This window comes from Mycobacterium sp. RTGN4, from assembly GCF_033804635.1.
In the GTDB taxonomy this organism is placed as follows: domain Bacteria; phylum Actinomycetota; class Actinomycetes; order Mycobacteriales; family Mycobacteriaceae; genus Mycobacterium.
In genome coordinates, this window is sequence record NZ_JAPZLB010000022.1 from 33,038 (window position 1) to 59,150 (window position 26,113).

17 protein-coding genes, 1 tRNA gene and 1 pseudogene are annotated in these 26,113 nt (G+C 66.0%); 13 read left to right on the forward strand and 6 right to left on the reverse strand.

Annotation, left to right across the window (positions count from 1 at the left end; genetic code table 11):
* The first annotated feature begins 58 nt into the window (after window positions 1-58).
* Complete coding sequence (gene atzF / locus SLQ30_RS31055) at window positions 59-1,681, forward strand: allophanate hydrolase (protein WP_319450953.1); 1,623 nt, start codon at window positions 59-61, stop codon at window positions 1,679-1,681.
* 66 nt (window positions 1,682-1,747) lie between these two features.
* On the opposite strand, the gene SLQ30_RS31060 is transcribed toward atzF, so the two are convergent.
* Genes SLQ30_RS31060 through SLQ30_RS31075 form a run of 4 tightly spaced genes read right to left on the reverse strand, consistent with a single transcriptional unit; the run spans window position 1,748 to window position 9,296 of the window.
* Window positions 1,748-3,754 carry a cytochrome c oxidase assembly protein gene (locus tag SLQ30_RS31060; protein WP_319450954.1) on the reverse strand — a complete coding sequence of 669 codons (2,007 nt, stop codon included), beginning with the start codon at window positions 3,752-3,754 and terminating at the stop codon, window positions 1,748-1,750.
* Window positions 3,755-3,778: 24 nt separating this feature from the next.
* Window positions 3,779-6,121: a glycerol-3-phosphate 1-O-acyltransferase gene (locus SLQ30_RS31065; RefSeq protein WP_319450955.1), complete on the reverse strand. Its 2,343-nt coding sequence runs from the start codon at window positions 6,119-6,121 to the stop codon at window positions 3,779-3,781.
* The gene (locus SLQ30_RS31070) at window positions 6,118-7,815 is read right to left on the reverse strand and encodes an HAD-IB family hydrolase (protein ID WP_319450956.1); all 1,698 of its coding nucleotides are present in this window, start codon (window positions 7,813-7,815) and stop codon (window positions 6,118-6,120) included. Before SLQ30_RS31070 ends, SLQ30_RS31065 begins: the two co-directional genes overlap by 4 nt.
* Window positions 7,812-9,296: a wax ester/triacylglycerol synthase family O-acyltransferase gene (locus SLQ30_RS31075; protein ID WP_319450957.1), complete on the reverse strand. Its 1,485-nt coding sequence runs from the start codon at window positions 9,294-9,296 to the stop codon at window positions 7,812-7,814. The genes SLQ30_RS31070 and SLQ30_RS31075 overlap by 4 nt, the downstream gene beginning before the upstream one ends.
* Window positions 9,297-9,498: 202 nt before the next feature.
* On the opposite strand from SLQ30_RS31075, the gene SLQ30_RS31080 reads away from it, so the two are divergent.
* The 5 genes from SLQ30_RS31080 to SLQ30_RS31100 all read left to right on the forward strand — a co-directional run bounded on the left by SLQ30_RS31080 (window position 9,499) and on the right by SLQ30_RS31100 (window position 13,089).
* Window positions 9,499-9,571 (forward strand) — tRNA-Arg (locus SLQ30_RS31080).
* A gap of 140 nt (window positions 9,572-9,711) precedes the next feature.
* A complete protein-coding gene (locus SLQ30_RS31085) occupies window positions 9,712-10,107 on the forward strand; it encodes an XRE family transcriptional regulator (protein ID WP_319450958.1) in 396 nt (131 codons plus the stop codon).
* Window positions 10,104-10,760, forward strand: coding sequence for an RES family NAD+ phosphorylase (locus SLQ30_RS31090; protein ID WP_319450959.1), 657 nt, complete (start codon window positions 10,104-10,106; stop codon window positions 10,758-10,760). Before SLQ30_RS31085 ends, SLQ30_RS31090 begins: the two co-directional genes overlap by 4 nt.
* A 367-nt stretch (window positions 10,761-11,127) precedes the next feature.
* On the forward strand, window positions 11,128-12,375 hold the full coding sequence (locus SLQ30_RS31095) for a multidrug effflux MFS transporter (protein WP_319450960.1): 1,248 nt from the start codon (window positions 11,128-11,130) through the stop codon (window positions 12,373-12,375).
* A gap of 102 nt (window positions 12,376-12,477) precedes the next feature.
* Window positions 12,478-13,089 carry an adenylate/guanylate cyclase domain-containing protein gene (locus SLQ30_RS31100; RefSeq protein ID WP_319450961.1) on the forward strand — a complete coding sequence of 204 codons (612 nt, stop codon included), beginning with the start codon at window positions 12,478-12,480 and terminating at the stop codon, window positions 13,087-13,089.
* A gap of 31 nt (window positions 13,090-13,120) precedes the next feature.
* On the opposite strand, the gene SLQ30_RS31105 is transcribed toward SLQ30_RS31100, so the two are convergent.
* Window positions 13,121-16,342 (reverse strand): ATP-binding protein, encoded by a 3,222-nt coding sequence (locus tag SLQ30_RS31105; RefSeq protein WP_319450962.1) that lies wholly within the window; start codon window positions 16,340-16,342, stop codon window positions 13,121-13,123.
* A gap of 47 nt (window positions 16,343-16,389) precedes the next feature.
* Window positions 16,390-16,854: a MarR family winged helix-turn-helix transcriptional regulator gene (locus tag SLQ30_RS31110; RefSeq protein WP_319450963.1), complete on the reverse strand. Its 465-nt coding sequence runs from the start codon at window positions 16,852-16,854 to the stop codon at window positions 16,390-16,392.
* Between the two features lie 225 nt (window positions 16,855-17,079).
* On the opposite strand from SLQ30_RS31110, the gene SLQ30_RS31115 reads away from it, so the two are divergent.
* The 7 genes and pseudogenes from SLQ30_RS31115 to SLQ30_RS31145 form a co-directional block, all read left to right on the forward strand.
* The gene (locus SLQ30_RS31115; protein WP_319450964.1) at window positions 17,080-17,523 is read left to right on the forward strand and encodes an MmpS family transport accessory protein; all 444 of its coding nucleotides are present in this window, start codon (window positions 17,080-17,082) and stop codon (window positions 17,521-17,523) included.
* Between the two features lie 35 nt (window positions 17,524-17,558).
* Window positions 17,559-20,381, forward strand: coding sequence for an RND family transporter (locus SLQ30_RS31120; protein ID WP_319450969.1), 2,823 nt, complete (start codon window positions 17,559-17,561; stop codon window positions 20,379-20,381).
* A complete protein-coding gene (locus SLQ30_RS31125) occupies window positions 20,378-20,839 on the forward strand; it encodes a hypothetical protein (protein WP_319450965.1) in 462 nt (153 codons plus the stop codon). Before SLQ30_RS31120 ends, SLQ30_RS31125 begins: the two co-directional genes overlap by 4 nt.
* A 110-nt stretch (window positions 20,840-20,949) precedes the next feature.
* Window positions 20,950-21,975, forward strand: coding sequence for a hypothetical protein (locus SLQ30_RS31130; RefSeq protein WP_319450966.1), 1,026 nt, complete (start codon window positions 20,950-20,952; stop codon window positions 21,973-21,975).
* Between the two features lie 134 nt (window positions 21,976-22,109).
* Window positions 22,110-23,678, forward strand: coding sequence for an adenylate/guanylate cyclase domain-containing protein (locus SLQ30_RS31135; RefSeq protein ID WP_319450967.1), 1,569 nt, complete (start codon window positions 22,110-22,112; stop codon window positions 23,676-23,678).
* Window positions 23,679-23,737: 59 nt separating this feature from the next.
* A complete protein-coding gene (locus SLQ30_RS31140; protein WP_319450968.1) occupies window positions 23,738-25,621 on the forward strand; it encodes a serine/threonine-protein kinase in 1,884 nt (627 codons plus the stop codon).
* A gap of 71 nt (window positions 25,622-25,692) precedes the next feature.
* Window positions 25,693-26,007 (forward strand): annotated as a pseudogene (locus tag SLQ30_RS31145) (acyl-ACP thioesterase domain-containing protein); the annotation flags it as partial.
* Window positions 26,008-26,113 lie beyond the last annotated feature (106 nt).

A 26,113-nucleotide genomic window follows, 5' to 3' on the forward strand; every position in this document is an offset into this window, starting at 1 on the left:
GGATGAATCGGGAACTGTGGACATGCGCGTATACCTATCGACCGCTAGTTTTGTCGGCATGACGGTGTGGATCAGTCGCCGCGACGACGCCAAGGTCGACGCCGAGGTGGCCAACAGCGAGCGCGCGGGCGGCGTGCTCGCCGGACTCAGGCTCGCGGTCAAGGACAACGTCGACGCCGAAGGACTGCCGACGACCGCAGCCTGCCCTGAGTTCAGCTACCGGCCCGACCGGGACGCCGCTGCCGTCGCCGCGCTGCGGGCGGCAGGCGCGGTCGTGGTCGGCAAGACCAACCTCGACCAGTTCGCCACCGGCCTGGTCGGCACCCGCTCGCCTTACGGAGTGGTGCCCGACAGCCGTCGGCCCGAGTTCATCAGCGGTGGCTCGAGTTCTGGCTCCGCAGTGGCGGTTGCAACCGGAGCAGTCGACATCGCCATCGGTACGGACACCGCGGGATCGGGACGGGTGCCCGCCGGGTTGCAGGGCATCGTCGGCATCAAACCCACGCTCGGCGTGGTGAGCACCCAAGGCGTCGTGCCCGCGTGCGAATCCTACGACTGCGTCACCATTTTCGCGTCCGACCTGGAACTGGCCAACCGTGCGATGGGTGTGCTCGCCGCTGGTGCACCCGACCGGCCGTGGCCCGCCGACACCAGGCTCGCCGCGCCTCCGGAACCCGTCGTCGCCGTGCCCGCCGAACTCCCCGAACTCGACGGGGTTTGGCAAGGGGCGTTCGGCGAAGCGGTCGCTGCGCTCGCCGCAGCGGGAGCCCGCATCGTCACCGTCGACCTCGCGCCGTTCCTGGCGGCCGCCACGTTGCTGTACGACGGTGCGCTGGTCGCCGAAAGATATGCAGCGGTAGGGGAATTCGTCGACACGCACCCCGAAGCGGCGATCGACCCCACCGTCGGCCGGATCATCACCGCAGCACGCGACGTCACGGCCCACCGGCTGATCGCCGACCGCCGGGAAGTGGCGCGGCTGCGGTCGAAGGCCATGGCCACGCTCGACGGCGTCGACGCCCTGATGGTGCCGACGGCGCCGTTCCACCCGCGGATCGACGAGGTCGCTGCCGATCCGGTGGGTGTCAACTCGCGACTCGGCACGTACACCAACTTCTGCAATCTGTTCGACCTCTGCGGGGTGGCCGTCCCGACCGGCGTGGCAGGCGACGCGCAGTTCGGCGTCACCGTATTGGCAAGGGCGTTCGAGGATGCCGTCGCGCTCGACGTTGCCGCGATGGTGTCCGGAGTCGAAGCGCTGCAGCGGGTTTGGCCAAGCGCCGCAGCCGACACCACGGAGTTGGTGGTGTTCGGTGCACACCTGCGGGGCGGGCCGCTGGTCCACCAGCTCACCGACGTGGGGGCACGCTGGGCAGGTGAGTTGACCACGTCGGCGAACTACCGCATGGCGCTGCTGCCCTCGACGCCGCCCAAGCCCGCGATCACTCGGCTGCCCGACGGCTCAGGGACGGCGTTGAAGGCTCATTCGTGGCTGCTCTCCCCCGCCGCCCTCGGTCGGTTCCTGACGGCGCTGCCCGCTCCGATGCAACTCGGCAAGGTCGAGTTCGACGACGGCACGTGGCGCACCTCGTTCGGGTGTGACGGCGCGGCCGCCGCGGCGGGCAAGGACATCAGCGCATACGGCGGATGGGCAGCCGCGGTCGCCGCGGGAGCAGTCTGACTCGGCGACTTGTGGAGTCTGAGCGGCGGTGCGCGCCGGTGAGACTCCACAAACGGGCGCGGTCGGTTAGCGCGAATCCGCGTCGCGCTTGGCCATCTTGGCGAGCATCGCGTTGTAGGCCGCCAGGTCGGCGTCGTCGTCGCGGTCGGCGGCCCGGTCGAGCCGCGTGGCCGTGCGCAGATCGCTGCGCCGCCACTGCACCAGCAACGCGATAAGCACCAAGACAAGCGGTATTTCGCCTGCCGCCCAAGCGATTCCGCCTCCGAGCCGCTGATCGCCGAGCAGATCCGTGTGCCAATACAGCTTGAGCGACTCGTAGAAACTGCCCGCCAACGCCGTCTTGGTACCCATGAGCACCACCCCGAAGAACGCGTGCAATGGCAGCGACGCGAACACCACTGCCAATTTGGCCAGCGGCGGGATGGGCCGCGGCGTGGGATCGACGCCGATGACCACCCAGTAGAAGAGGTAGCCGGTGAGCAGGAAGTGCAGGTTCATCGCGAGGTGCGCGGCGTGACTGCCTGCAGCGAGGTCGAACAGCCCTCCGAAGTACAGCCCGTAGAAACCAGAGACGAACAGCACCGTCGCGACGATCGGATTGGTGAGCAAGCGCGACGCCCGGCTGTGCAGCGCGGCCAACAGCCATTCGCGCATGCCCGGTGGATCGTCGCGACCGGCCGCGGGTAGGGCCCGCAACGCCAGCGTGACGGGAGCGCCCAGCACCAGCAGCACCGGTGTCAGCATCGACAACAGCATGTGTGCGGCCATGTGCATGCTGAACATCGCGGGCATGTAGCGCCCGACCCCCGACGACGTCGCGAACAACAGCACCGCGCACCCGCAGAGCCAGGCCACGATGCGACCGGACGGCCAGGTGTCGCCACGCCTGCGCAACCGGATCACTCCGGCCACGTACACCGCTGCGAGGACGAGCGCTGCCGTGCCGAAGATCAGGTCGAAGCGCCAGTCGAACAACACTCGCGCAAGCGTGGGCGGCCCGGCCAGGTCGTAGCCGATCTCGATCGCGGGGATCGAGGGGTTGTAGATCGGCGGGGGCGGCGGCGGGGTACGCCCCAACGCCACGGCGATCCCGAACGTCACCCCGAAGACGGCGGCCTCGATGAGCGCGAGCCGGATCAGTGGCCGTCGGTCACCTGAATCTCTTTGCAGCGCAGCGATACCGCGCCTTCGCTGCAGGACACCGATGACGCCGAGCGCGCATAGCGCCGCGGCCTTGCCGATGATGAGCCAGCCGTAACCTGTCGTGAGCAGGTCACTGGGATTGACGCGAACCAGCGCGTTGACGATGCCTGAGAGCCCCATCGCCACGAAGCACCACAGCGCGATGGCCGAGAACCGCCGCGCCGCAAGCGGGGCGTGCTCGCCACCGCGAAGGGCGTGCGCGAGCAGCGCCAGCAGGCCACCTGCCCACACCGCACCCACCAGCAGGTGGATCAGCAGGCTGTTGGTCGCGACGTCGTGTGATCCGCCCGCCGACGAATGCCCGCTCAGCGCGATCGGCACCAGGGTGACGAGCGCCCCGCCGAACAGCACCGGGGTCCACGACCAGCGCAGCACCGGAATGCTCACCACGGTGACCACGGCCGCAAGCAACGCCGTCCACCGCCACATGCCCGCCGTCTCGATGAGGTCGGCCACCGACCAGACCGCCGACAGACTGAGTCGGTTCGCCAGGGGTTGCCCCGTGACGTCGGAGACCGTCAGCGGGACCAGAAGTGCGGCACATACCGCCCAGACCCCGGATGCGACGGTGCCCGTACGCAGGGCGCGATACCCCGCCACGTCGAGCACGCCGTTGCGTTGCGGTGGTACCAGGAACGCCGCAAGCAGGAACGAACCTGCGGCGACGACGGCCGCGATCCCCCCTGCCGCGCGGACGAAGGGCAGCCCGTAGTTGGTGACGGGGCCGGGGTTCGGCAGCCCGGTGGCGGTGAGCGCGTCGGTCAGGGCCAGCGCCGCGAGCCCTGCGGCGGTGACGCCTGCGAGCAGCGCCACCCCGACGAGCACCGGCCATACCGGGCTGGTGCGCACCCGTCCGGCGACCGTCGTCATGCCACCAGCGTATGGGGTGGCGATTCAGCCGCCGTCGGGGCGGCGCGACGCCAGCTCGCGGGCGTAGAACTGATCGCGCGACGCCGACTCCACCGTGTCCATGTCTGCGAGGATGCTGCGCATCTCACCCAGGAACGCCGCCCGTCGCGCCGACAGGTCGGGTGCGGGCTCCAGCAGCTTCTGGTCGGCGGCGACCTGACGTGCGGTGGCGAACAACAGCGCTGACACCGCTTCGTTGCTGCGCACTCTGGCTTGTGCGACTTGTTGGCGTCCGATGCCCAGCGCCAACTTCGTCAGGTCCTTCTCGGCGATCTCGGCTGGTGCGTCACGCAGCACGTCGGCGACGATCTCGTAGGCCTCGAAGAACGGCCGCAGCATCGCCGCGCCGATCAGAGGGCGCTTGGCCTGCAGCAGTGCGTCGATACCTTCCTTGCCGGTAGCGACCTGCTCCTCCCAGCCGTCGTACCACGACATCTCTTCGGCGACGTTCTCGCGAAACGCCGCCGAGTCGGCGAAGTAGAAGTCGAACTTGAGCAGATCCCGCAACCGGATCACTTGCGACCAGAACGCGTCGAGCCAGTCGGACTCGGCGCGCGCAGCGTGTGCCAAGGCTAGTTCAATGGTGGAGGTTTCGAGGAACGCGTAGATGATCGTGTTGCGGTAGAAGGCCGCCTCGTGCTCGTTCTGCGGCGCGATCAGCCACACCGGCTCCCGGCCGCCGTCTACTCGCGTCACCGGATGTCCGCCCGACAATGCGTCGACGGCGGCCCGCACTCCGTCGGGCGTGCGCAACCGCAGCACGCTGTTGGTCATCGGAGTTTCCTTGTGCTCCAGGTAATCCAGGGAGTCCTGCAGGGTGTGATGGAGTTGGCCGAGGGTCAGCGCCACACCGCGCGCGGTCAGCAGCAGCGCAGACATCAACCCGGTCGCGTTGACCGGGGTGACCCGCACGATGCGCCACGCCACCTCGAAGGCCATCTTTTGCATCGCGAGTCGTTTGGCGGCGTCGTCGGTGGTCATCGGCCCGTGGGGCTCGCCCAGGTACTTGCGCATCGAGACGGCCTCTGGGAAGCGGACGTAGATCTTGCCGTAGTTGCGCTCGCCCTGAGCCTTGATGAAGTTGTAGAGCCAGGACACCCCCTCTGGCGTCTTCTCACCGCCGCGGGCGTACGCGGCGTACTCGGCGGTCTCGTGCAACTGGTCGAAGCTGATCGACACGGGCTGAAGCAGGATGTCGTCGCTGCGGCCGGCCAGGTACGCGTCGGCGACGTAAGCGAGCAGTCCGAGCTTGGGCGGCAACATCTTTCCGGTCCGCGAGCGCGTGCCCTCGATGGCCCAACTCAGGTTGAACCGCTTCTGCACGATGTAGCCGACGAACTCCCTCAGCACGAACTTGTACAGCGGATCGTCGAGCTTGCGGCGGATGAAGATGGCGCCCGACCGGCGCATCAGCGGCCCCATGAACCCGAACGACAGGTTGATGCCCGCGAAGGTGTGCACCGGGGGAAGCCGGTTCTCCTGCATCGCCACTGGCACGATCACGCCGTCGAGGTACGACCGGTGGGAGAACAGCAGCACCGCCGGATGTTCTTCCAGCGCGACGCGCAACGCCTCGATCTCGGCGCGGTCGTAGTCGATGTTGGGGTCGAAACCCCTGCTGAATATGGCGCGGCCCAGCGTCGGAATCAGGTCGACCGAGAACCGGCTCCAGCCCGTCGCCAGTTCGTCGAGCATCTCGCCCGCCGACTCCACCGTGGCACCGGGTATCTGCTCGAGCCCTTCTCGAAAACGCGCCGACGCCAGCAACTCTGGCTTGACCAGTCGCGGCGACTTGTACTCCGGTCCGAGCAGCCGGAGTTCGACCCGCTCGATGGCAAGGGTGGCCCGGCGGATGACGAAACGCGCGAAGTCGCGGGGCGTCTCGCCGACGGTGGTGTCGCTCCACTGCTGTCGCAGCTCGGAGACCTTGGCAGGCTCACCGTCGACGACGCGAGCGCGTGACTGGTCCTTGCGCAGAATGCCCCGTTGCAGGATGTGAGGCGGGCGGTAGGTGTCGCGCCCGGAAAGCAGTGCCACCACCTTGGACCGGGTCGGCAGGCCACCCGGCACCCAGAACACGCGAACCGGCACGACGGACCGGTCTTCGTCGGCTTCCAGAAGGGAGACCAGGCTTGCCAAGACCGCCGGTGGCGGGTCGTCGTCGGCAGGCAGTTGCAGCACCTCGATGTTGGCGTCGGGATGCGCGCGACGCTGTTGTTGCAGCCAGCCGTTCAGCATCTCGAGTTCTGCGGGTGAGTCGACCGACGCCAGCACCAGGGTGTCGTCGGTGGGGCTGAAGGTTGCGAATTCCTCGGCCCTTGCTTTCACGGCCGGCCCCTCTTGGCAGGCGCCTTCTTAGTCGGATTCGCCTTGGCGGCAGCCCTTTTCACGGGAGTCTTCGCCGCTGGAGTCTTCGCCGCAGCTTTGGTCGCAGTTGCCTTGGCGGGCGCCTTCTTGGCGGGGGCCTTCTTGGCGGGGGCCTGCTTCGCAGGCGTCGTCTTCACGGTGGCCTTGCGGGCCTTCTTCGTACGCGCATAGAGCGGCACGTCGGGCAGGCCGTCCTGCGGCCAATCCCGCAGTGTGTCGAGGTACAGCTGACGGACCTCCGCGATGCGCTCGGTGAGGTTCTCCGTCGTCCAGTCGTCGGTCGGAATCGGCGGGAACACGGCCACGTCCACGCTTCCAGGGTTGAACGTGCTGGAGTTGCGGTCGGCGATGACCTCGGCGTTGCGGATAACGATCGGAACGATGGGAACGCCTGCGGCCATGGCGATCCGGAACGGCCCCTTCTTGAACTCGCCCACCTCCGTGGTGTCCAACCGAGTGCCCTCTGGCGCAATGAGCACCGAGAGTCCCTTCCGGGCAAGTTCTTCGATCTTGTGCAGGCTCTCGACGGCGGACTTGGGATCGTCGCGGTCGATGAACGCCGCGTCCAATACCTTCCCGAGGGTGCCCATGAGCGGGTTGCTCTCCAACTCCTTCTTGCCGACCGACGTGAAGTTGTCGCTGATCAACCGGCCCGCGATGAACGGATCGGCCTGGTTGCGGTGGTTGAAGAGGAACACGGCAGGTCGCTGGCCGGTGAGGTTTACCTCGCCGAGCACGTTGAGGTCGATGCCGACCGACGCCATCAGCAGTCGACTCCAGGACGACGTGAAGAAGTTGACCCCGACCCGACGATTGCGAGTCAACAGGCCGAGCCCGATCGCACCGGCCGCCGCGGGTACCAACGAGGCGATGCCTGCGACCGTCCTCAGCTGCGACACCGGGCTGCTGCCGCTGCGGCTGGAGAACCGCAATACGGGCCAACCACGTTTGATGGCAACGGCTTCCATCTTGCCGGCCGGGTTGGTGGGCCGGGGATTGCCGACGAGGTACATCAGTGCGACGTCCTCGTCACCGTCTGCGTAGAAGTAGCTCTTGGCCAAATCGACGCCGTTCTTGGCGGCGAAGGCCTGCACCGCCCTGGCCTTGCCAGGGCCCCAGATGATCGGCCGCTGCACCTCGCCGGTGATCAGACCGTCGTCGTCGGTCTCGAACTTGTTGCTCAGGATGTTGTCAATGCCAAGGAACTTCGCGACGGGCTCGACCTGCACGGTGAGCGCCGACGAACTGAGCACCACGGTGTGTCCACGCGCCATGTGGGCCCGCACCATGTCGCGCATCTCCGGATAGATGCGCTTCTGAACGTGCTGAAGGAACAGTCGCTCGCCCAGTTCATCGAGATCGCTCAGCGAGTTCCCGTGCAGCATGCGGGCGCCCTTGCCGATGAGGTCTTCGAACTCCGAGCGGCCGAGTTGGTGGTTGAGCCCGGCCTGCACCATGCCGATGAACTCACCGACGCTCATCTGGCCGCGGCGCAACCGATCCTGCGTCATGAGCACGCCGGTGAAGCCGGCCACCAAAGTTCCGTCGAGGTCGAAGAACGCGCCGACGGCCGGCCCCTTGGGACTGGCCTGGATCTCGGCGACCGAGCCGGGAAGGCGCAGCGTGCGCTTGGACTGTCCGTTCTGCGAACTCATTGCAGCGCACTCCCATTGGGCGAGGTGGAAGACGATTCTGCGACGTCCACGGTGAATGAAGCAGGGCTGGCCCGACCGTCGCCGCCGAGGGCGAGTACCTCGTCGAAGCCGGCCAGCAGGCATCGCGCCCAGAGTTCGGCGTCGGTGAAGGAGGCTCGGTCGTAGCGCGTCGTGACGGTGACGTAGCCGGCGCGGGACACCAACACGGCCATCATCGCGACGCCGGGCAGCGGCCCAAGTCCGTAGTGCCGCAGGATCTTCGAGCCTGCGATGAACGTATCGCCGGGGTACACCGCGATGTTGCTGGCCTGGACGTCGGAGCCGACGATGGTCCCGGCCATCGACTCGAGGAAGCTGTCGGGCAGCAAGCTCAGCACGGGCGCGATGGCACCGACCATGTCGATGGCGCGCTCTTCGCGTTTGCGCATCATCTGTGCGCGCACCTTTTGAATGCGCGTCGTGGGGTCGACAACGCCGACCGGTGCGGCCAGATTGACCCCGGCGAAGCGATTGCCACCGGCCGGATCGTCGTCGGCACGCAGGTTGACCGGCACGGCCATGGGCACCGTCTCGACGGGAATTCCCTTGGCCTGGTGGTAGAGCCGAAGTGCGCCGCACAATCCGGCGAGGTAGGCGTCGTTGATCGAGCCGCCAGCGGCCTTCGACGCCCGGTGAAGATCGCTGAACTTCATGTCGATGGCCTCGCTGCGCGAGGTCAGACTGCGGCGCCTCAACAGCGGCGAGGGCTCCGCTGTGGAGCCCATCACCCGTGCCCCCGAACGCGCGTAGTCGACGACTCCGCCGACAGCCGAGACTGGATCACGGACCACCCGGCCCACTACGGAGGCCGCTCCCCCGAGTGCACCGAGCAGGTTGCCTGCGATGGAGCCGGGAAGCCTGTTGAGTCCTTGACGCATCAGGTCGTTGGGCGACAGGTCCTGCGGGATGGGTAGCGGCGCTTCGCCTTGCGGCGGCGGGTCGCGCTCGAGGTCGTAGATGTTGGCGAACATCTCCACGCTGCCGACGCCGTCGGTGACCGCGTGGCTCAGGTGAAGCATCGTCGCGGCGCGGCCATCGGCGAGCCCTTCGACGAGCGTGGCCGTCCACAGTGGACGCGAGATGTCCATCGGCGATTGGAGCGCCAACTCGGCGAGGTCGAGCACCTCACGCAGGGTGCCCGGCCCCGGTACGCGGGCCCGTCGCACGTGAAAGTCGACGTTGAAGTCGGGATCGACGACCCACCGCGGGGCCGCCGTCGGAAGCGTCGGCATCACCACCTTCTGACGAAGGCGGAGCACCTTGCGGGAGGCGTTCTCGAAGCGGGCCCGAAAGCGGTCCCAGTCGGGCGTGGAATCGAGCAGTTCCACACCCATGATTCCCGAACGTGTGCGCGGGTTGGCCTCGCCGCGATGCAACAACTGATCAACCGCACTGAGCTCCTCGGGAAGACCGGCCGCGTCCAACCCCGGCACCTCACTCATCGCTCGTCCCGCTCCTCCCGTTGGCTCCCGAATGCTGCCACTACGCTAGCCCGCTGCAGGTTTGGGCGGGCCGCATTGCTGGTGACGCCCGCCTGACGGTGATGGGTCGCATTTGTGAACGCCCCCTGCTCGTCGCCCACCGGACTCCGCGCGCAGGTCGCGACGGAAATCGGCTGGCCGGTTCGATAGACTCCCGGGCGCTGCCCCCGTAGCTCAGCGGATAGAGCAGCCGCCTTCTAAGCGGTTGGTCGCAGGTTCGATTCCTGCCGGGGGCGCAATGTGACCGCGATTGGATATTCGGCGGACGGCGTCCGCCGCCAGACGAGGACGCGGTGTTGTTTTACGGGTGATTTTGGGTGGTATGTATGGTATCGTTTGCATGGAACTTGCGACTTAGACGCAATGGAGGTGCGGGATGCCGGTTTTGACTCCTTCGGCCGCCCACAGGCTCGATATCGACGCGGCTTCGATGTCGATCCGTGAGATCGCTACGTATTTGCAGGACGCGGTCGGCCAGCGCGTCTCGGCGGCGATAGCGGGCTTGGCCGACGCCAAGCAGATAGGCCGCTATACCCGCGAGCGCGGCCCGCAACCTCACGCGACGACCGACCGTCGGCTGCGTGAGGGCTACAAGGTCGTCCGGATGCTCGTTGACGCTTACGACGACGAGACCGCCAAAGCGTGGCTTTTCGGCACGAACACGCGCCTGGACGATCAGGCGCCGATCGAGGTCCTAGGTGCTGCGACCGAGACGGCGGATTTCACAATGGTGATACAAGCCGCGCGCCAGGTGGCGACCTTTCAGGCGTGAGCGGCAGCCCGGTCGACGGCCCATTGTGGCGAGTCGGATATCACCGCGCACCGGTTGATTTCACTCCGCTAGACCTCTACGGGTTCTCGCACCGGTTCGACGACGTCAACCAGCGGTTCCGAACGCTGTATGTGGCCGAGTTCGAGGTGACGGGCCTGCGCGAGGTGCTGGCGGACTTCCGGCCGAATCTGGCTGCACGTCAACGCCATATCGAGCGCTACGGGCCTGAGGCCGTCGATGATTTTTCGGTCGCGCCTGTGACGGCGAAGTGGCGTCGAGAAAATGTGCTCGTCCAGGCAAGGCTGGAGTTGGATGGGCCTGTAGTTGACCTGTTCGACGCTGATACCCGCCAAGAGCTTGAGGAGCGGCATGCGGCACTGTTGGTCGAGTACGGCCTGGAGCATCTTGATCTGAGCGAGATTACGACGAAACGACGAAAGGTCACGCAGACGATCGCTGGTGATCTGTACGACCGCGGCGCTGCTGCGGTGCAGTTCCCGTCCCGGTTGGACGGCAAGGTCTGTGTGGCGCTGTTCGAAGGGCGAGGCGCCGTGCACCAGGTGGGCGATGTCGTCGCGTTGACCGATCCACCCCCCGATGCACTTTTAACGGTCGCCGGTGCATGGCGGCTCAAAATGCAGGAGGTGTCCTAACTGATCGTCGCGGCCGCCTGAAGGTCGACCATAGGGGTGGGGTTGTTGGCAGCCCGTAGCGCGAGTCGCCAGGTGTGAATCACGTTTGGCGACACGCTCTTTCGCGGCATTTTGATGGAGGTCGGACTATGCAGATCAATCGTCGAACGGTCTTGGGTGGAGCAGGCCTGGCCGTCAACTCGTTCAAGAAGATCGGATCTTCGGCCTGGCGACGTTGAAGGTCCGCTTCCGCCGGCCTGAGCACAATGCACACAAGGCTGCTTATCGCTGCTTGCGCGGGTAGTGCGCACAAGCACGACACCGTAGCCCGACCTCCGTAATTTCGAAGACGCACCACCACAGGTGCCAACCGAAGACGGAGCATCCGATGGCAATCTTATTGCAGCGTCAGCAATTACGAAGCGGCCCCGCGTTGGGCGCTTCCGCCGCCCGGCGCATCATCGGCGTCCTGCTTCTCGTCGCTCCGCTCGAACAGGTGGCCTTCGACCTCTACACGCCCGCGCTTCCCAGGATCGCCGAGCAATTCGCGGCGTCCAACACCCTGGTGCAGAACACCGTCACTGCCTACGTATTGGGCATGGCGTTGGTGGTATTGCCCGCCGGTCTGATCGCCGACGCAATCGGACGCAAGCGCGTGCTGTTGGCCGGTCTGGGATTGATGACACTGACGAGTATCGGCTGTGCGCTGGCGGGGAGCCTACCGATGATGATCGGACTGCGCTTCCTGCAAGGTTTCGGCGCGGGCACGTGCTACTTGTTGGCTGCCACCATCGCGGCGGACTGCTTCCGTGGCACCAAACTGGTTTCGGTGCTGGGCTTGCTCGGCGCGGCGTGGGGGTCGGCTCCCGTGGTGGCGCCTGCCGTCGGTGGTTTCATTTCGCAGTTCGGGTCGTGGCGGCTGGTGTTCGTGGTGCTTGCGGTCTTGACCGCAACCGTCGGACTCTTGGTGGCCGCGGTGCTGCCGGAAACCCTTCAGCACCAACGACGGTCGCCGATCAACCTGCGAGCGGCGGCGGGCGTCCTGGGCGAAGCGATGCGCAATCGGTACTTCGTCGCCTTTACGGCCATGTTCGGTATTGTCGCCGCGGCTCAGACCGTATTCGGTGTCGTCGGCCCATTCCTCTACCAGACCGGACTCGGATTCTCCTCTGCCACCTACGGTTTCATCGCCCTGGGCGTGGGCGCCGCGAACTTCGTCGGCGCGGCGACATGCGGGGCATTGGCCCAGCGAACCACCACACGGCGGTTGGCCATCGGCGGGTCCGTGGTGCTTGCGCTGGGCGGCGTGGTCTTGCTGGCCTCCGCACACTCCGTCGGGCTCTCCGCGTTGGCCATCACCGGCGGTGCTGCGCTCGCGTTGCTCAGCATCGGCGTGCTCGACCCGCTGACCAAGGGGCTGGCGATGGGCGTGTTCACCCGCAACGTCGGACTCGTGACGGGATTGATCAGTACGTTCTGCTACGGGTCCATCACCCTGTCGACGGCACTGATGGCGTGGCTGCCCGAGCGGTCCCAGGCACCCCTTGGCTGGTTCTACGTCGTGGCGGCGGCCGGGTTGGTGGCGGTTCTGATGACCGCAGCGAAGCGGGCGTTGCGGGTCGGCGCGGTGGCATGACTCGGCCGCTGGGTCTACCCCGGGGAGACACGGCACGGCGAACGTCGCCGACAGTCCTGGCGATCTGGCGCACCGCGCAGCGCTGGATGACACCATGTCGAGGTGACTGACAGTCCGACCGATGCCGAAGGGGTGTTGTCACACGCCGGAGACGTTGGCGAGATCCGGCAGTTGACTTTGTTCTTTGCCGACCTGGTCGATTCGACGGCGCTGTCCACCCGAGTGGAGCCCGAGACGTACCGCTTGGTCGTCGGGCGATACCGCGAACAGGTGGTGCGCATCGTAGGCAGCTTCGACGGGCACATCGGGTCCACCAAGGGTGATGGATTGCTGGCGGTGTTCGGTCATCCGATTGCGCGGGAGGACGATGCGCGCCGCGCGGTGCGGGCCGGCCTGGAGATCACACGGGAGGTGCTGCGGCTCAGTGATCAGTCGCGACGGCAGTTCGGTTTCGGCGTTAACGTCCGGGTTGGAGTGCACCAGGGTCTGGTGTATCTGGACGCTGCCCGGGGCGACTTGTCCGGGTTGGCGGCCAACGTGGCGACCGGCATCTCGGGTTGCGCACCACCTGGTGCAGTCGTTGTCTCCGATGCGATTGAGACGTTGATACAAAACGACTTTGAGTTGGCGGCCCGCGCACCGGTGGCAGTCAACGGAGTCAGGGAGCCGGTTATCAACTACCTGGTGGCAAGTGAGCACGCGCCAACGGTCTGACACGTCCGCAATGCAATGCCAGCCCAGGCAATCATTCGAGATGTGGTTTGGTTGGCGCCAGGCCTGACAGATAACGCTGCCATTCCGGCAGGGGGCTGTCCGCGGCGAACCGGCCGGCCACTTCGTCGAGCCCAGCTCGGGCGGGTGCTCCGCGTAGTTCGAAATCATCTAGTGCCGCGCGAAATTCGTACAGATGGGCACCCTGGCGACGGGCAACGCCAAGGGCGGCGGCCAGATCCGTACGACGGGCATCGTCGTCGGTGTGGGTGTGCGCGCGAAGGCGCAGCAGTTCTGCTTCGTAGAAACACATCTCGATGCTGCGGCCCAACGTGAGTGCCGTATCCAGTTGGGCGCGAGCTTCTGTGCGACGACCGGTGGCGGTCAATAGCTGCGCGAGCGCACCATCGAACAACGTGATGAATACGGTCAATCCGGCTTCGCGGACAGTCTTCACGACTCCGGCCGCTCGTGTCACCCTGGCCGACAGCAGGTCTGCGTCGTCGCCGCAGATTGCGTCCATGGCATCGATGATGGCTCGCTGAGCGGTGCCCCATAGCGCCCACACTTCGAAGCTGTGCCTGTCGGCGTGGTCGACGAGCTCGGCGGCGAGAGTGGCGGCCGGCTCGAGCTGGCGCGCCTCGATACGTATCCAGATCTCGAAGAAGCGCGCGAAGGCCAGGCTGAACGGACCTTGCGGAAAACTGAGTTCGTCCGCCCTGCGCGCGGCCTGCACCACCTGGGCTTCGGCGCCGCGGAAGTCTCCGCGGGCAACGCAGTCGAGACTCAGGATTCCATGGGCCATGGTCATAGGGTCGGTCGGAGCAAACCAGAGCGCTTCGAGGGTGTGCTGGCCCGCTGCGGCGAATTCCCTTGTCGCCGTCAACATCTGCTCGCGTGCGGTTGCGAATTCGCCGTTTAACCACGCCGCGATGCCGATACTTGCCTCGATGACGGGTCGGAAGTACTCCCGCTCGGCGTTGATGCCCGAGCGTAATGACGCCAGCACCCGTGAGAGCCGGGGCAGATCCCCGATGGCAAAGAAATATCCGCTCAGTGCGAGCAGCGTGCCGACGACTTCATCGTCACGCACGTCGGTTCCCCCGAGCCGCAGGCACTCCTCGAAATCAACCACCGTGGTGCGGTTCGTGGGTCCCTCGGCGGCGGACGCGAGAAATCCCCGCTCCATGCGCACCGCCATCTCCCGCAGGTCGCGAGCACGCCCCGGTGGCTGTTCGTCCACCTGGACGAGGGCGTGAGTCAGGTAGCCGCGAGCTTCTGCGAGAGCGCCGCGCCGTCGGGCATCCGTCGATGCCCGTTGATAGGCCACGGCCGCCTCGCCGCTGTTCTGGGCCTGCTCGTAATGCGTCGCGACCAGCTGCCAGTCGGGGTCGCCACCGGCGTAGTTCACCAGTGCGTCGGCGACCTTTCCGTGGAGGCTGCGGCGCACGCTCGGCGGCGCCAACTCCGTGGCGACCTCGCGCAGCAGCTCATGACGAAATCGCCACCCGCTCGAGCCCCACGGCTCGAGCACCCGCGCGTCATTGAGTTCGGCGAGCACGCCGTCGAGTACATCGTCGGTGAGGTCGACCACGTCGCGAAGCAGATCCCGGTCTAGCTGGCGGCCGATCAGCGCCGCCGCCTCGACCACAGGCACCACGTTCGCACTCGCCCGCAGCCGGGCAAGCAACGGCTCGTACAAACCCTCCGGCACGCCCGTCTCCGTGAGCCCACCGACGACCTGCTCGACATAGAACGGCACCCCATCGCAGCGCTCGGCCACCGCCGCCCGAGCATGTGCAGACAGAGTGGGATCCAGTGCTGAGATCAGAGTGTCGGTCTCGTCCTTCGTCAATGGGTTGAGCTCGATCACGTTCACCGGCCACTCCGCCGGCAGCCACGGGCCGGGACGTCCCGTCATCAGGATGAGCAGCCGGCCGTCGGCAGCAGCCAGGAGTGAGCCAAGTCTTTCGATGGTGGACGGATCGAACCAGTGCGCATCCTCCACCACCACCATGCCCGGGCTGTCGCCAAGACAAGCCAGGAGATAGTCCTGCACAGCTTGTCCGATCACTTGATACAGCTTGCGTCCCTCTGCGGCGGCGGGCTGATACCCGTGTTCGGGCGCGATGCTCAGCACCGGCGCCAACAACGGAACAGCGATTGCGGTATCGCGTCCGCGCGCCATCAGCTCGGCTTCGAGAAGCCTCAGCCGCTCCGTGTGAGGCGTCAGTCTGGTTATGCCGCAGCGCTGTTCGAGCAGGCTGCGGATCGGATGCAGGCCGGCGCCGGTGTGCAATGCCGACCCCATCAACGTCAGCACCACCGCCCCCGAACCCGAGGCCACGTCGGCGGCGGCGGCCGCCAGTGCGGACTTGCCGATCCCCGGCTCGCCCCGCAGTACCAGCCCAGGAGTCACCAGGGCGCCGGCTTGAGCGTGCGCCCAACTGTCTCGCAATCGCTCAAACTCAGCGGCGCGTCCTACGAGGGCGGTGTGCGCTCTCGCTTGTGGCGCTCGCTCACCCAGCACCCGATGATGGGCGATCAGCTCCGCGACGCCCTTGACGGCGGCCGGTTCGCGCGGCACCAACTCAAAAGTGTTGCGTATCAACGGCGCTACTGCGTCGGAAATCACGACGGTTCCAGGAGGGGCCAGACCCGACACTCGCGCCGCGAGGTTGGCACCGAGGCCGTAGACATCGTCTTGGGCGGTGTCCAGATAGACGACTCCGCGATGAACCCCCGCCCGCGCGGCGATGTCCATCCCGAAGCGATGCCGAAATTGCTCCCCGAGCCGGGCCACCTCGCGGGTGATTTCCAATCCCGACAGCACCGCCCGACGTACATCGTCTTCATGGGCTCTTGGGTGACCGAATACCGCGAGGAGCCCCTCACCCGTAGGGGAGCCGATGTGGCCGTCAAAGCGGTTCACGATCTCCAGCACTACGTCGCGGTAGCGGGCCACCAGCTTCCCGTAGGTGTCGAGCGTGGCGCGACTGGACAACAACGCGGAGTCAACCAAGTCCACATACAAGATCGTCAAGCGCCGAATCTCACCACGATCGTCGGGCGCGGCAAGCAGATCCTCGGCTTCGGTATTCCCGTGGTCCACGGCAAGTACGTGGTCGGCGAGCGCGGTGGCGGTTACCCGATCCCCGCGATTGATCGCTGCCACTGCTTGATCCAGCAGGTCATCGATCGACGAACCAGCGTCAGGACGGGGTTCGCGCGGGGGGCTCACCCCACCGTCGCTCACGTCAATATTGTGGCACCTGAGGCCTATCACCACGGCGAAACGGGTTGTCAGCCCACTCGAGCTTGCAATCCGGCGGCCGCCCGCATCTGGCCGAGTACTCGCACGACCACCTGCGCGGCCAGCCACAACGCCACCTGATCGTCGTGCGACACGGCGGGCAACAAGTCAGAGATGCGCTGCCTGCGGATGTCGGCCCGCGCTTCATAGTTGCGCCGGCCCGCTTCGCCCAGCGCGACCAACGACGCTCGGCCGTCGTCGGGATCGCTCCATCGCTCCAGCAGCCCTTGACGTTCCATGCGTTGAACCAACTGCGTCATTCCCGATTGGCTGGCACCCTCGGCCGAGGCAAGGGCCGTCAGGCGCATCGGCCCTTCGCGGTACACCCGGTTCAGCACCAACGCCGCGCTTGCGCTGAGGTCGTCGCGGTCGATCAGGTGTCGCCACATGGTGTCGGTCCCGAGCTCGATCATCTTGGCGATGGCGTCGACGCCGTCGACGACTGGTTGTTCCATGCTGGCTTTATATCACTTAGATGATGCAATGGAGGCCCTGTAACGCTTTTGGGTGCCAACCAATTCCCGAACTCCGATCACAATGTCAAGTGCCACAGGTCCTTCCTGTCAGAATGCTGTGTACACGACTCCTGCGGTTGAACTATCCATCCTGCATGGGATATAAATCTTGCTTGGCGGGGGTGGGAATGCTTCGCGTTGCCCCGGGTTCCGAAAGGTGATCGAGTGAGCCAACGTTCAGCCACCAGGAGGATCCTGGAACGAACCTGGCTACCTCTGGTGATCGTTGTGGCACTCGCCGTTGGCGGGTTGGGCATGTACAAGGTCCACCAGTCGTCTGCTCCGGGTCCAGTGCTGGCCGTCGAACTCCCGCAAGCGCCCGAGGAGTTCACTCCCAAACGACTGACCTATGAGCTGTTCGGTGACGCCGGCAGCGGCGGGATGTTGTCCTACATCGACATCGACGGCTATCCGCACACGGTCGATCTCACCGAGCTGCCGTGGTCGCACGTCGAGACGACCAACCTCAGCGTGGTGTCGGGCAGCATCTCGGCACAAGTGCACGGAGGTCAGGTCGGCTGCCGGATGCTGGTCGACGACGTTGTCCGCGACGAACAGACCGCCACCCGGCAGGATGCGGACGTCACCTGCCGAGTGAAGTCCGCGTGAGCGCGCATCAGGCCGGGCGGCCATTCTTCCCCAGGATGGTGCGCCTGCTGGCGATCCCCATCATCATCTTCTGGGCACTCTTTGCGATCACGACCAACACCTTCGTGCCGAAGGTCGAGGACGTAGCCACCGAACTCGCCGGCCCAGAGGTCCCGACGTACGCGCCGTCGCAACACGCGCTGCTGCACATCGGTGACAAGTTCCAGGAGTCCAACTCCACCAGCCTGACGATGGTGGTGCTGGAAGCCGACCATCCGCTCGATGATCAAGCCCATCAGTACTACAACGACCTCGTCAGCCGGCTGAAGGCCGATAAACAGCACGTGCAATACGCCATGGATCTGTGGGGCAGCCCGGTGACGGCGGCCGGCGCGCAGAGCATCGACGGCAAGGCGACCTATGTACTGCTGCGACTGGCGGGCAACGTCGGCCAGATCCAAGCCAATGCGTCGGTGGACGCGGTGCGGGGAATCATCGCCAAAGATCCCCCGCCGCAAGGCTTGAGGGTCTACGTCAGTGGTTCGGCGCCGATGGCCTCGGACACGCTGTCGATCGCCAACAACAGCCTGAACAACATCACCATCGTCACGATCATCTTGATATTCGTGATGCTGCTACTGGTGTACCGCTCGCTCACCAACGTGGCCGTGCCCATGTACAGCGTGCTGTTCGAAATCCTCATCGCCAAGGGCGTGGTGTCGACGCTGGGGCATTACGGCTTCATCCCGATGTCGTCGTTCGCCGTGAACATCGTCGTCTCGCTGACCCTGGGCGCAGGCACTGACTACGGCATCTTCCTGATGGGCCGCTACCACGAGGCGCGACAGTTGGGCGAAACTCGGGAAGAGGCGTACTACACCGCGTACCGCGGCGTCTCACCCATCATCATCGGCTCGGGGCTGACGATCGCCGGGGCGTGCTTCTGTTTGACGTTCGCCCGCTTGGATTACTTCCACACCATGGGTCCAGCGGTGGCCATCAGCATGCTGTTCACCATCGCGGCGGCGTTGACGCTGGCCCCGGCGCTACTGACGTTGGGGAGCCTGTTCGGGCTGTTCGATCCCAAGAAGGTGGCCCGAGGGCAGCTGTATCGGCGCATCGGGGCCAGCGTGGTGCGCTGGCCGGTGCCCATCCTTGCCGCCAGCGCCTCGGTTGTGTTGATCGGGGCGATCTTCGTGCCGAGCTACCAAGTGAGTTACGACGATCGGGCGTATCAGCCCCAGACCGGAGCGGCCAACCAAGGCTTCGAAGCTTCGGACCGGCACTTCCCGCCAAGCAAGTTGTTCACCGAGATGATGATGGTCGAGTCCGACCACGACATGCGCAACTCGGCGGACTTCATTTCCCTGGACCGCGTGGCCAAGGAACTGGTTCGCCTGCCAGGCGTCGCGATGGTGCAGAGCGTCACCAGGCCCCTGGGCCGACCCCTGGACCACGCCAACGTGCCCTACCTCTTCACCGTCCAGGGCGGTGCCGCCGGTCAGCAGTTGCCGTTCAACCAGCACCTCAACGACAACACCGATCAACAAGCCCAGATTCAAGCCGAAACGGTTGCCACCCTTGGCAAGACGATCGATCTGACCCAACAGTTGGCCGACGATCTGCACACCACGGTGCTCACCCTGGAGAATTTGCAGGCGGTCACCGATGAGGTCAACTCCGACATCGCCAACCTCGACGACTTCATGCGGCCGCTCAAGAGCTATTTCTATTGGGAGCCACACTGTTTCGACATTCCCGTGTGCTTCGCCTTCAAATCGCTTTTCGATGGGCTCGACGGCATCGACGCCCTCGACGAGCAGATCCACAACGCCGTCACCGACTTCCAGGCCGTCGACGCGCTGATGCCCCAGATGGTCGCCCAGCTAAAGGTCACGCGCGACGAGACCCAGGCGTTGCAGGCCGTCATCGTCAACTCCTACGGTCCCTCGCACCTGCAGGCCACCCAGACCGATCAGACCTTCTTCGATCAGATCAACGTGGGCAACGACTTCGACAAGTCGCGCAGCGACGACTACTTCTACATGCCAAGAGAGGGATTCGACAACGAGGACGTCAAGACGGATATGCGGCTGATGATGTCACCAGACGGCAAGGCCGCGCGATTCGTCATCACCCACGAGGGCAACGCCATGGCCCCCGAGGGCATCGACCACGTCAACCAGTTCCCCGACGCGGTGAAGGCGGCCCTCAAGGAGACCTCGTTGGCCGGGTCGCGGATCTACGTCGGTGGCGCGGCGTCCCAAAACAAGGACATCCACGAATACGCCGCCTCGGATCTGACGATCGTGGCCATCGCCGCCTTCGTGCTGATCTTCTTGATCATGCTGGTCCTGACCCGTTCTCTGATGGCCGCCATCGTCATTCCCGGCACGGTGGCGTTCTCCTTCGCAGGCGCGTTCGGTCTGTCGATCCTGGTGTGGCAACACCTGATTGGGTTGCACCTGCACTGGCTGGTGTTGCCGATCACCTTCGTGATCCTGGTGGCGGTCGGATCCGACTACAACCTGCTGCTGATCGCCAGGGTCAAGGAGGAGATCGGCGGAGCGCGGCAAACCACGGGGTTGCACACCGGCCTGATCCGCGCACTCGGCAGCACCGGCGGCGTGGTGACCTCGGCCGGTCTGGTGTTCGCCTTCACCATGCTCGCGATGCTCTCCAGCGACCTGAAGACCATCGCCCAGGTGGGTTCCACCGTCTGCATTGGCCTGCTCCTGGACACCCTGATCGTGCGCTCGTTCATCGTGCCGTCCCTCATCAGGCTTCTCGGGCCGTGGTTCTGGTGGCCCACGCTGGTGCGCTCTCGCCCGATGAAGGAACCGTCGGACTTCGGAGTCAAACCAGGAGTGACGCAATGAATTTGAGCACCCACACCACCGGCCTTGGTCTGTGGGGGCTTCTGATGTTCGTCGCGCTCGGGTTCGAAGTTGTGTTCGCCACCTTGGCGTTCATCTACACCAGACGACTGCTGGCGCTGCGGACCATCCCGGGCAGCGACGACATCAATGGCTTCCAAAAGGCGCTCCGCAAGCTGCGCAAGGACGAACCCATGACCGACGACGAAGTGAATCTCGCCGCCCGGATCATCGACATCCGCAGGTCCCCGATGGCCTACGCCGTTCCCGCCGCCTTCATGACGATGGGGATCTTCTACATCTTCGGCAGCCTGGAATACCTGCACGGCCACGGAGCCTCTGAACGCACCTTCCTCGGGGTGATCCCCATGTTCACCTCGACCAATCTCATCATTCAGATGCGCAAAAGCGCCCGCCTGCACAAACGTCTGCCCAAGGTTCCCTTGAAACAGCCTGCATGACCGGGCCCAGTCCCGCGGCCATCACTGGAGAACTAGACATGGCAAATCATCCACTGTTAACTAACTTTGCATTAGCTGGTCTTGTGTGGTGCGCCGACGAAGGGTAGGCAGTGGCAACGACCCTCGGAGTCGCCGTCGCCACTCGCCATGTCGCGCTGGTGCTCATCGGGCAGCGCGAGGCCGAAACCGTCACGTTGGATGAAGTCCTCTTGGACTCAGATTTTTCGACCACGACGCCACCTGCCGACGTGCGCCTGCAGGTGTTGGCCGAGGTCAAGCGGATCAGCGCCGTGCTCGACGCCCACAAACGCCCACTTTCGCAAGTTGCTGTCGCAGCGACGGAGCCCGCGGCCGCGCGCACGGCCGCCAGAGTTGTCGAAGCGCTGACCAACGCGGGTGTGCGCAACGCACGCGCGTTTGCCCCTAGATCGAGCGGCCGTTCGTTAGCGAATAGACGTGCAGGCAACATTGCGTTGCCATCGGGCCTCGCCAACGGCCAGTCGGGCAACGCGGCCGTGACTGCCGCGCACGAAATCGCGCGCGAGGCGCTGGCGCGTGACTCGGATGACAGCGGGCGCGCGCTGAGTTGGCGCACGCGCCACGCCATGGCACTCGCGGCGACCGCCTTGGCGACCATCTGCGTCGGATTGATCGGGTTCAGGGCATTGTCCGCCCAGTCCAAGCCCGAGGTCACCCCGGTGGAGGCGACGGATCCGGTACCGACAGAGGTCACGCACCGCGACGACCCGCCGCCGCCGACGTCGGCCGTGAACACCGACCCCATCCCGCCCGCGATCGTCGACACCCCAACCCTGGTCCCGACCCCGGCCGAGCAGGCCGAGGTGGCAGCGCCCTCGACGCTGGCGCCGACCGTGGCGCCGACGCAGAATTCGCCGCCTACCAGTGTCGAACCCACGCCTACACCGCTGGAAGTTGTCCCGCCGGAAAGTCCCCAAGCACCCGAGCCTGCTCCCGTGACGACATCGCAGGCGCCGGCCGAGCCACCCGTGCCGCCACCACCTTCGCCCCCATCAACCGAGCCTCCACCACCGACACCTGCGCCAGCCGTGCCCCCGTCACCCGAGCCTGCTCCCCCAGTGCCAGCGGCTCCGCAGGCAAACCCGCCGCCGCCTTAGCCCAAACACGGCCGCGGCGAACAACGCTCCGGCCGCGTCGTCGTTCCCCCAGCAAATTTGTGCCTCAGCGGCGAACAGAGTCAAGTAGCGGACTACGCGAGGCGGCGGCCCGGATCCCGACCAAGCTCACCGGCATGGCTGTCGCGTTCATCGGCACTTCGCTGCCCCGACGGGGCTCGGTGGAGCGCGCTTCCATTGAGGCGGAAGTTGATCCGCTGCGGTACGCGACGTTCAGGCGGTGGGTCTGGGGAGCAGTCTTCGTGAGCGCCTCCGGGGGCGCAATCGTCTTCCTCTTCCTGTCGTTCGCGGCGCCGATTCTGCTCAGTCCGGCCGCGACGAATCGACTCCTGTGGCGAGGCGGGACGGCACTGACCGTGTTCGCGATCGTGGTCGTGCCGGTGCTATTTCGCGTTCGCAGGAACCGCTTTGCCACCAGCACCACGTGGCTCCGCGAACGCCGAACCCCCACGGACTGCGAGCGTCGAATGACGCTGGGCGCACCGGGCGAAGCGGTTCGCGTGTCCGCCCTGACGTGGGGTGTCGGGGCCACCTTCTTCGCCGCGTTGGGGGCGACGGTATCGGTGGCCGCGGCGCTGTACATCTTCAGCGCTGTGGTGTTGGGCGGCATCACCACGACTGCGGTGTGGTACCTGATCGCCGAGCGGATCATGCGACCCGTCTCGGCCCGCGCGCTCGACGGCGGGCCGGCCGAAGATCGGTTCGGGCCAAGCATTCAGCTTCGACTGGCGATGGCGTGGACGCTGGCGACCGGGGTGCCACTGCTCGGAGTCATCACGCTGGCGGCCGGGTACCTCGCAGACGTCGGATTCGAGCCGCACCGAACGTTCGCCGCCATCCTCGGCCTCGTCGCGGTGGCACTCGTGGTCGGGTTGTTCACGATCGTCGTTGCGGCGCGGTCGGTCGCAGAGCGAATCGGCGCGCTGCACCGCGCGCTGGCGCGGGTGCAGGCCGGCGACTTCGCAGCGCGCGTCGTCGTCGACGACGCCAGCGAGGTCGGGCGCTTGCAGGTCGGGTTCAACACCATGTCGGCGGGATTGGCTGAGCGCGAACGTATTCGAGAAGTCTTCGGGACCTACGTCGACCGTGACGTGGCCGAACACATCCTTCAGGGCGCCGCATTGCAGGGCGACGAGGTCGAAGTCACGTTGATGTTCGTCGACGTCCGCAGCTTCACCTCTTTCGCGGAGCGGCTTCCCCCGATCGAGGTCGTGGCCACGCTCAACCGGCTATTCGAACGCATCGTCCCACTGGTTCATCGGCACGGCGGCCACGTCGACAAGTACGCAGGAGACGGGCTTTTCGCGGTCTTCGGCGCACCGCGACGCCACCTCGACCACGCCGACCGGGCGCTCATGGCCGCCCTGGAACTCTCCGACGCCGTGCGCGACGAATTCGGCTCCGCACTATCAGTCGGGGTCGGGCTCAACTCCGGAACCGTGGTGGCGGGCAATGTCGGTGGCGCGGGACGTTTCGAGTTCTCGGTAATCGGCGATGCCGTCAACGTCGCCGCGCGCGTCGAATCCGCGACCCGTCAGACCGGTGACTTGGTTCTGCTCACGGGTGAGACGTTGGCGTTGCTGCGCGGCGATCACGGCGAGTTCGTCGCGCGTCAAGGGCTCGTGCTCAAGGGCAAGTCATCAGGTGTGCAGATTTACGCACCCGTAGTGACGTCAGGTCAGTGAGCGAATAGCTCGTTGGCTCGTCGCGCCTGAGTTACGGTTGCTGCCTACAGCCTGACCGGATGCTGAAGGGAAACCTGGTGGAGGGGACGCCTTTCGGGCGCTACCAGCTGATCGAATTGCTGGGCCGCGGCGGCATGGGCGAAGTCTGGCGCGCCCATGACACCGCCATCGATCGAGTGGTGGCGTTGAAGCTTCTGCTGCCGCACTATGCCCAAGACCCCGATTTCGAGAAGCGATTCCGCCGCGAAGCCCACGCCGCCGCCCGCCTCGACGATCCCCACGTGGTGCCGATCTACGACGTGGGGGAACTCGACGGTCGGCTGTACGTGACCATGCGACTGATCGACGGCGTCGACCTCCAAACGCTGTTGGCCAGCGGCCCCTTGGACGCCGGGCGCGCGGTGTCCGTCATCGAGCAGATCGCGTCAGCCTTGCACAGCGCGCATCAGGCCGGGCTCGTACACCGCGACGTCAAGCCGTCAAATATTCTGTTGGCGCACAACGACTTTGCGTATCTGATCGACTTCGGCATCGCTCGCACCTCCGGGGAGACGGCGCTGACGTCGGCAAACACCACCATCGGCACGTGGGCCTACATGGCCCCGGAGCGGTTCCGGACCGGGGATACCGAACCCAGCTCCGACGTCTACGCGTTGGCGTGCGTGCTCTACGAATGCCTGACCGGAGAACCGCCGTTCCCAGGGGACACGCTGGAACAGGTCGCGGTGGGCCACATGGTCACCCCGCCGCCCCGACCGTCCGAGGAGCACGCCACCGTCCCCTCCGCGATGGACCGGGTGATCGCCACCGGGCTGGCCAAACAACCCGCCGAGCGTTACCCGACCACCGTGGAGATGGCGGCCGCGGCCCGTAGTGCCATCACCGGGCCGACGGGTCCGGTGGTGGGCACCGCCCTCGACGCGAGTCCCGACCCCGCGCAGACCCAACACTGGCCGGCCGCCGCGCCACCGCCTGTCGGTGCGCCGCCGACGACCGGGCCGGGGCGACGAACCGGTGTCTTGGTCGGGGCCGTGGTGGCGATCGTGCTGCTGGTCGCCGGAGGGGTTTTCGCGGTCCGGGAACTCTCGCGGCGCCACGATTCGACCGCCACTAGCGCAGGAGCGGCTGCCGCCACGGCACTCAAAGCCGGTATCTATCGGGCCGACTTCGGCGCGGCCACCAACGTCGACGGCGGACCGATCGCCGGTGCGGGACGGGAGACGGCCACGTGGGGGTTGCGCTCGGACTGCAACTCCGAGCGGTGCGTGGCGACCGCGTCGCGCGTGAGCGGTGGGGGCCCGCCGGTGTCGAGCCTGATATTCGACGAAATCGACGGCAGCTGGGTGGCCGTGGCGCTCGGTTCGGAATTGTGCGACAAGGTGCCCGCCGAAGTCTGGATCGTGTTCACGCTGCACCCGGATTCCGACGGCAACCTCAGCGGCGACTACACCGCAGTGACCAGCGGTACCTGCTCGGGAAAGGGCCAGGTCGCGTTCAACCGGGCCGGAGACGTCGACGTCGCCAGCCTCCCCGATCCGGCGAGCGTGCCGCCACGGGTGTCATCGCCTGCCGAAGCGCTGCACGGCCGGTATCTCGAGACGACCACCTACGCGAACGGGCAACCGCAGACTCAGGCGGACTATGCGGTCAAGACCGACTGTCTACGCACCGGCGAGCGATGCATGAGCCGATTCCATTCGCCCCTTTCGGGGTTCGTTCCCTTGGTATTCGAAGGCGGGAAGTGGACCTCGAACCTCGTCGGCAACGGCAAGTGTCCGTTCGGAGGCGATCTGTCACAAGTGAAATGGACGGCGGAGTATCCGCTGCCCCAGCCGCCGCAGGATCCGATCCAGTCACTGACCGGTCGGGGTCACCAGGAACAGACCGGTTCGTGCGCGGTCAATACCGACGTCTACATCGCGTACAAGCGCATCGGCGATTGACGTAGCTCCGAGTAGCGGACAAGTCGGGGTCGTGAAACCGAGCACCCAGGCGGTCGGGTACACAGGACCCGATGCCCAATCCTGACGCCGACCAGCCCCTGAGTGCCCTTCCGGACACCGGGTACGTCTACCGCACCTCCTGGCCGGTGACGACCAGCGACATCGACGAACACATGCACCTGCGCCTGGACGGGGTGGCCCGCTACATCCAGGAGGTGGGCGCCGAGAACCTCGTCGACGCGGGCGAGGCCGAAGCCCACCCGCATTGGATCGTCAACCGCACTGTCATCGACGTGATCGAACCCATCGAGTGGCCGAACGACGTCACGTTCAGGAGATGGTGCTCGGCGCTGTCCACGCGGTGGTGCACGATGCGGGTCCAGCTAGACATCCCAGGTTCGTAAGTGTCAAGCGGCCTGGGCGCCGTGGTTGTGTTGACGGTGCGCCCAGGCTTTGTGTTCGTCGTAGTGGGTGCGGTGTCGTAGGCAGCCG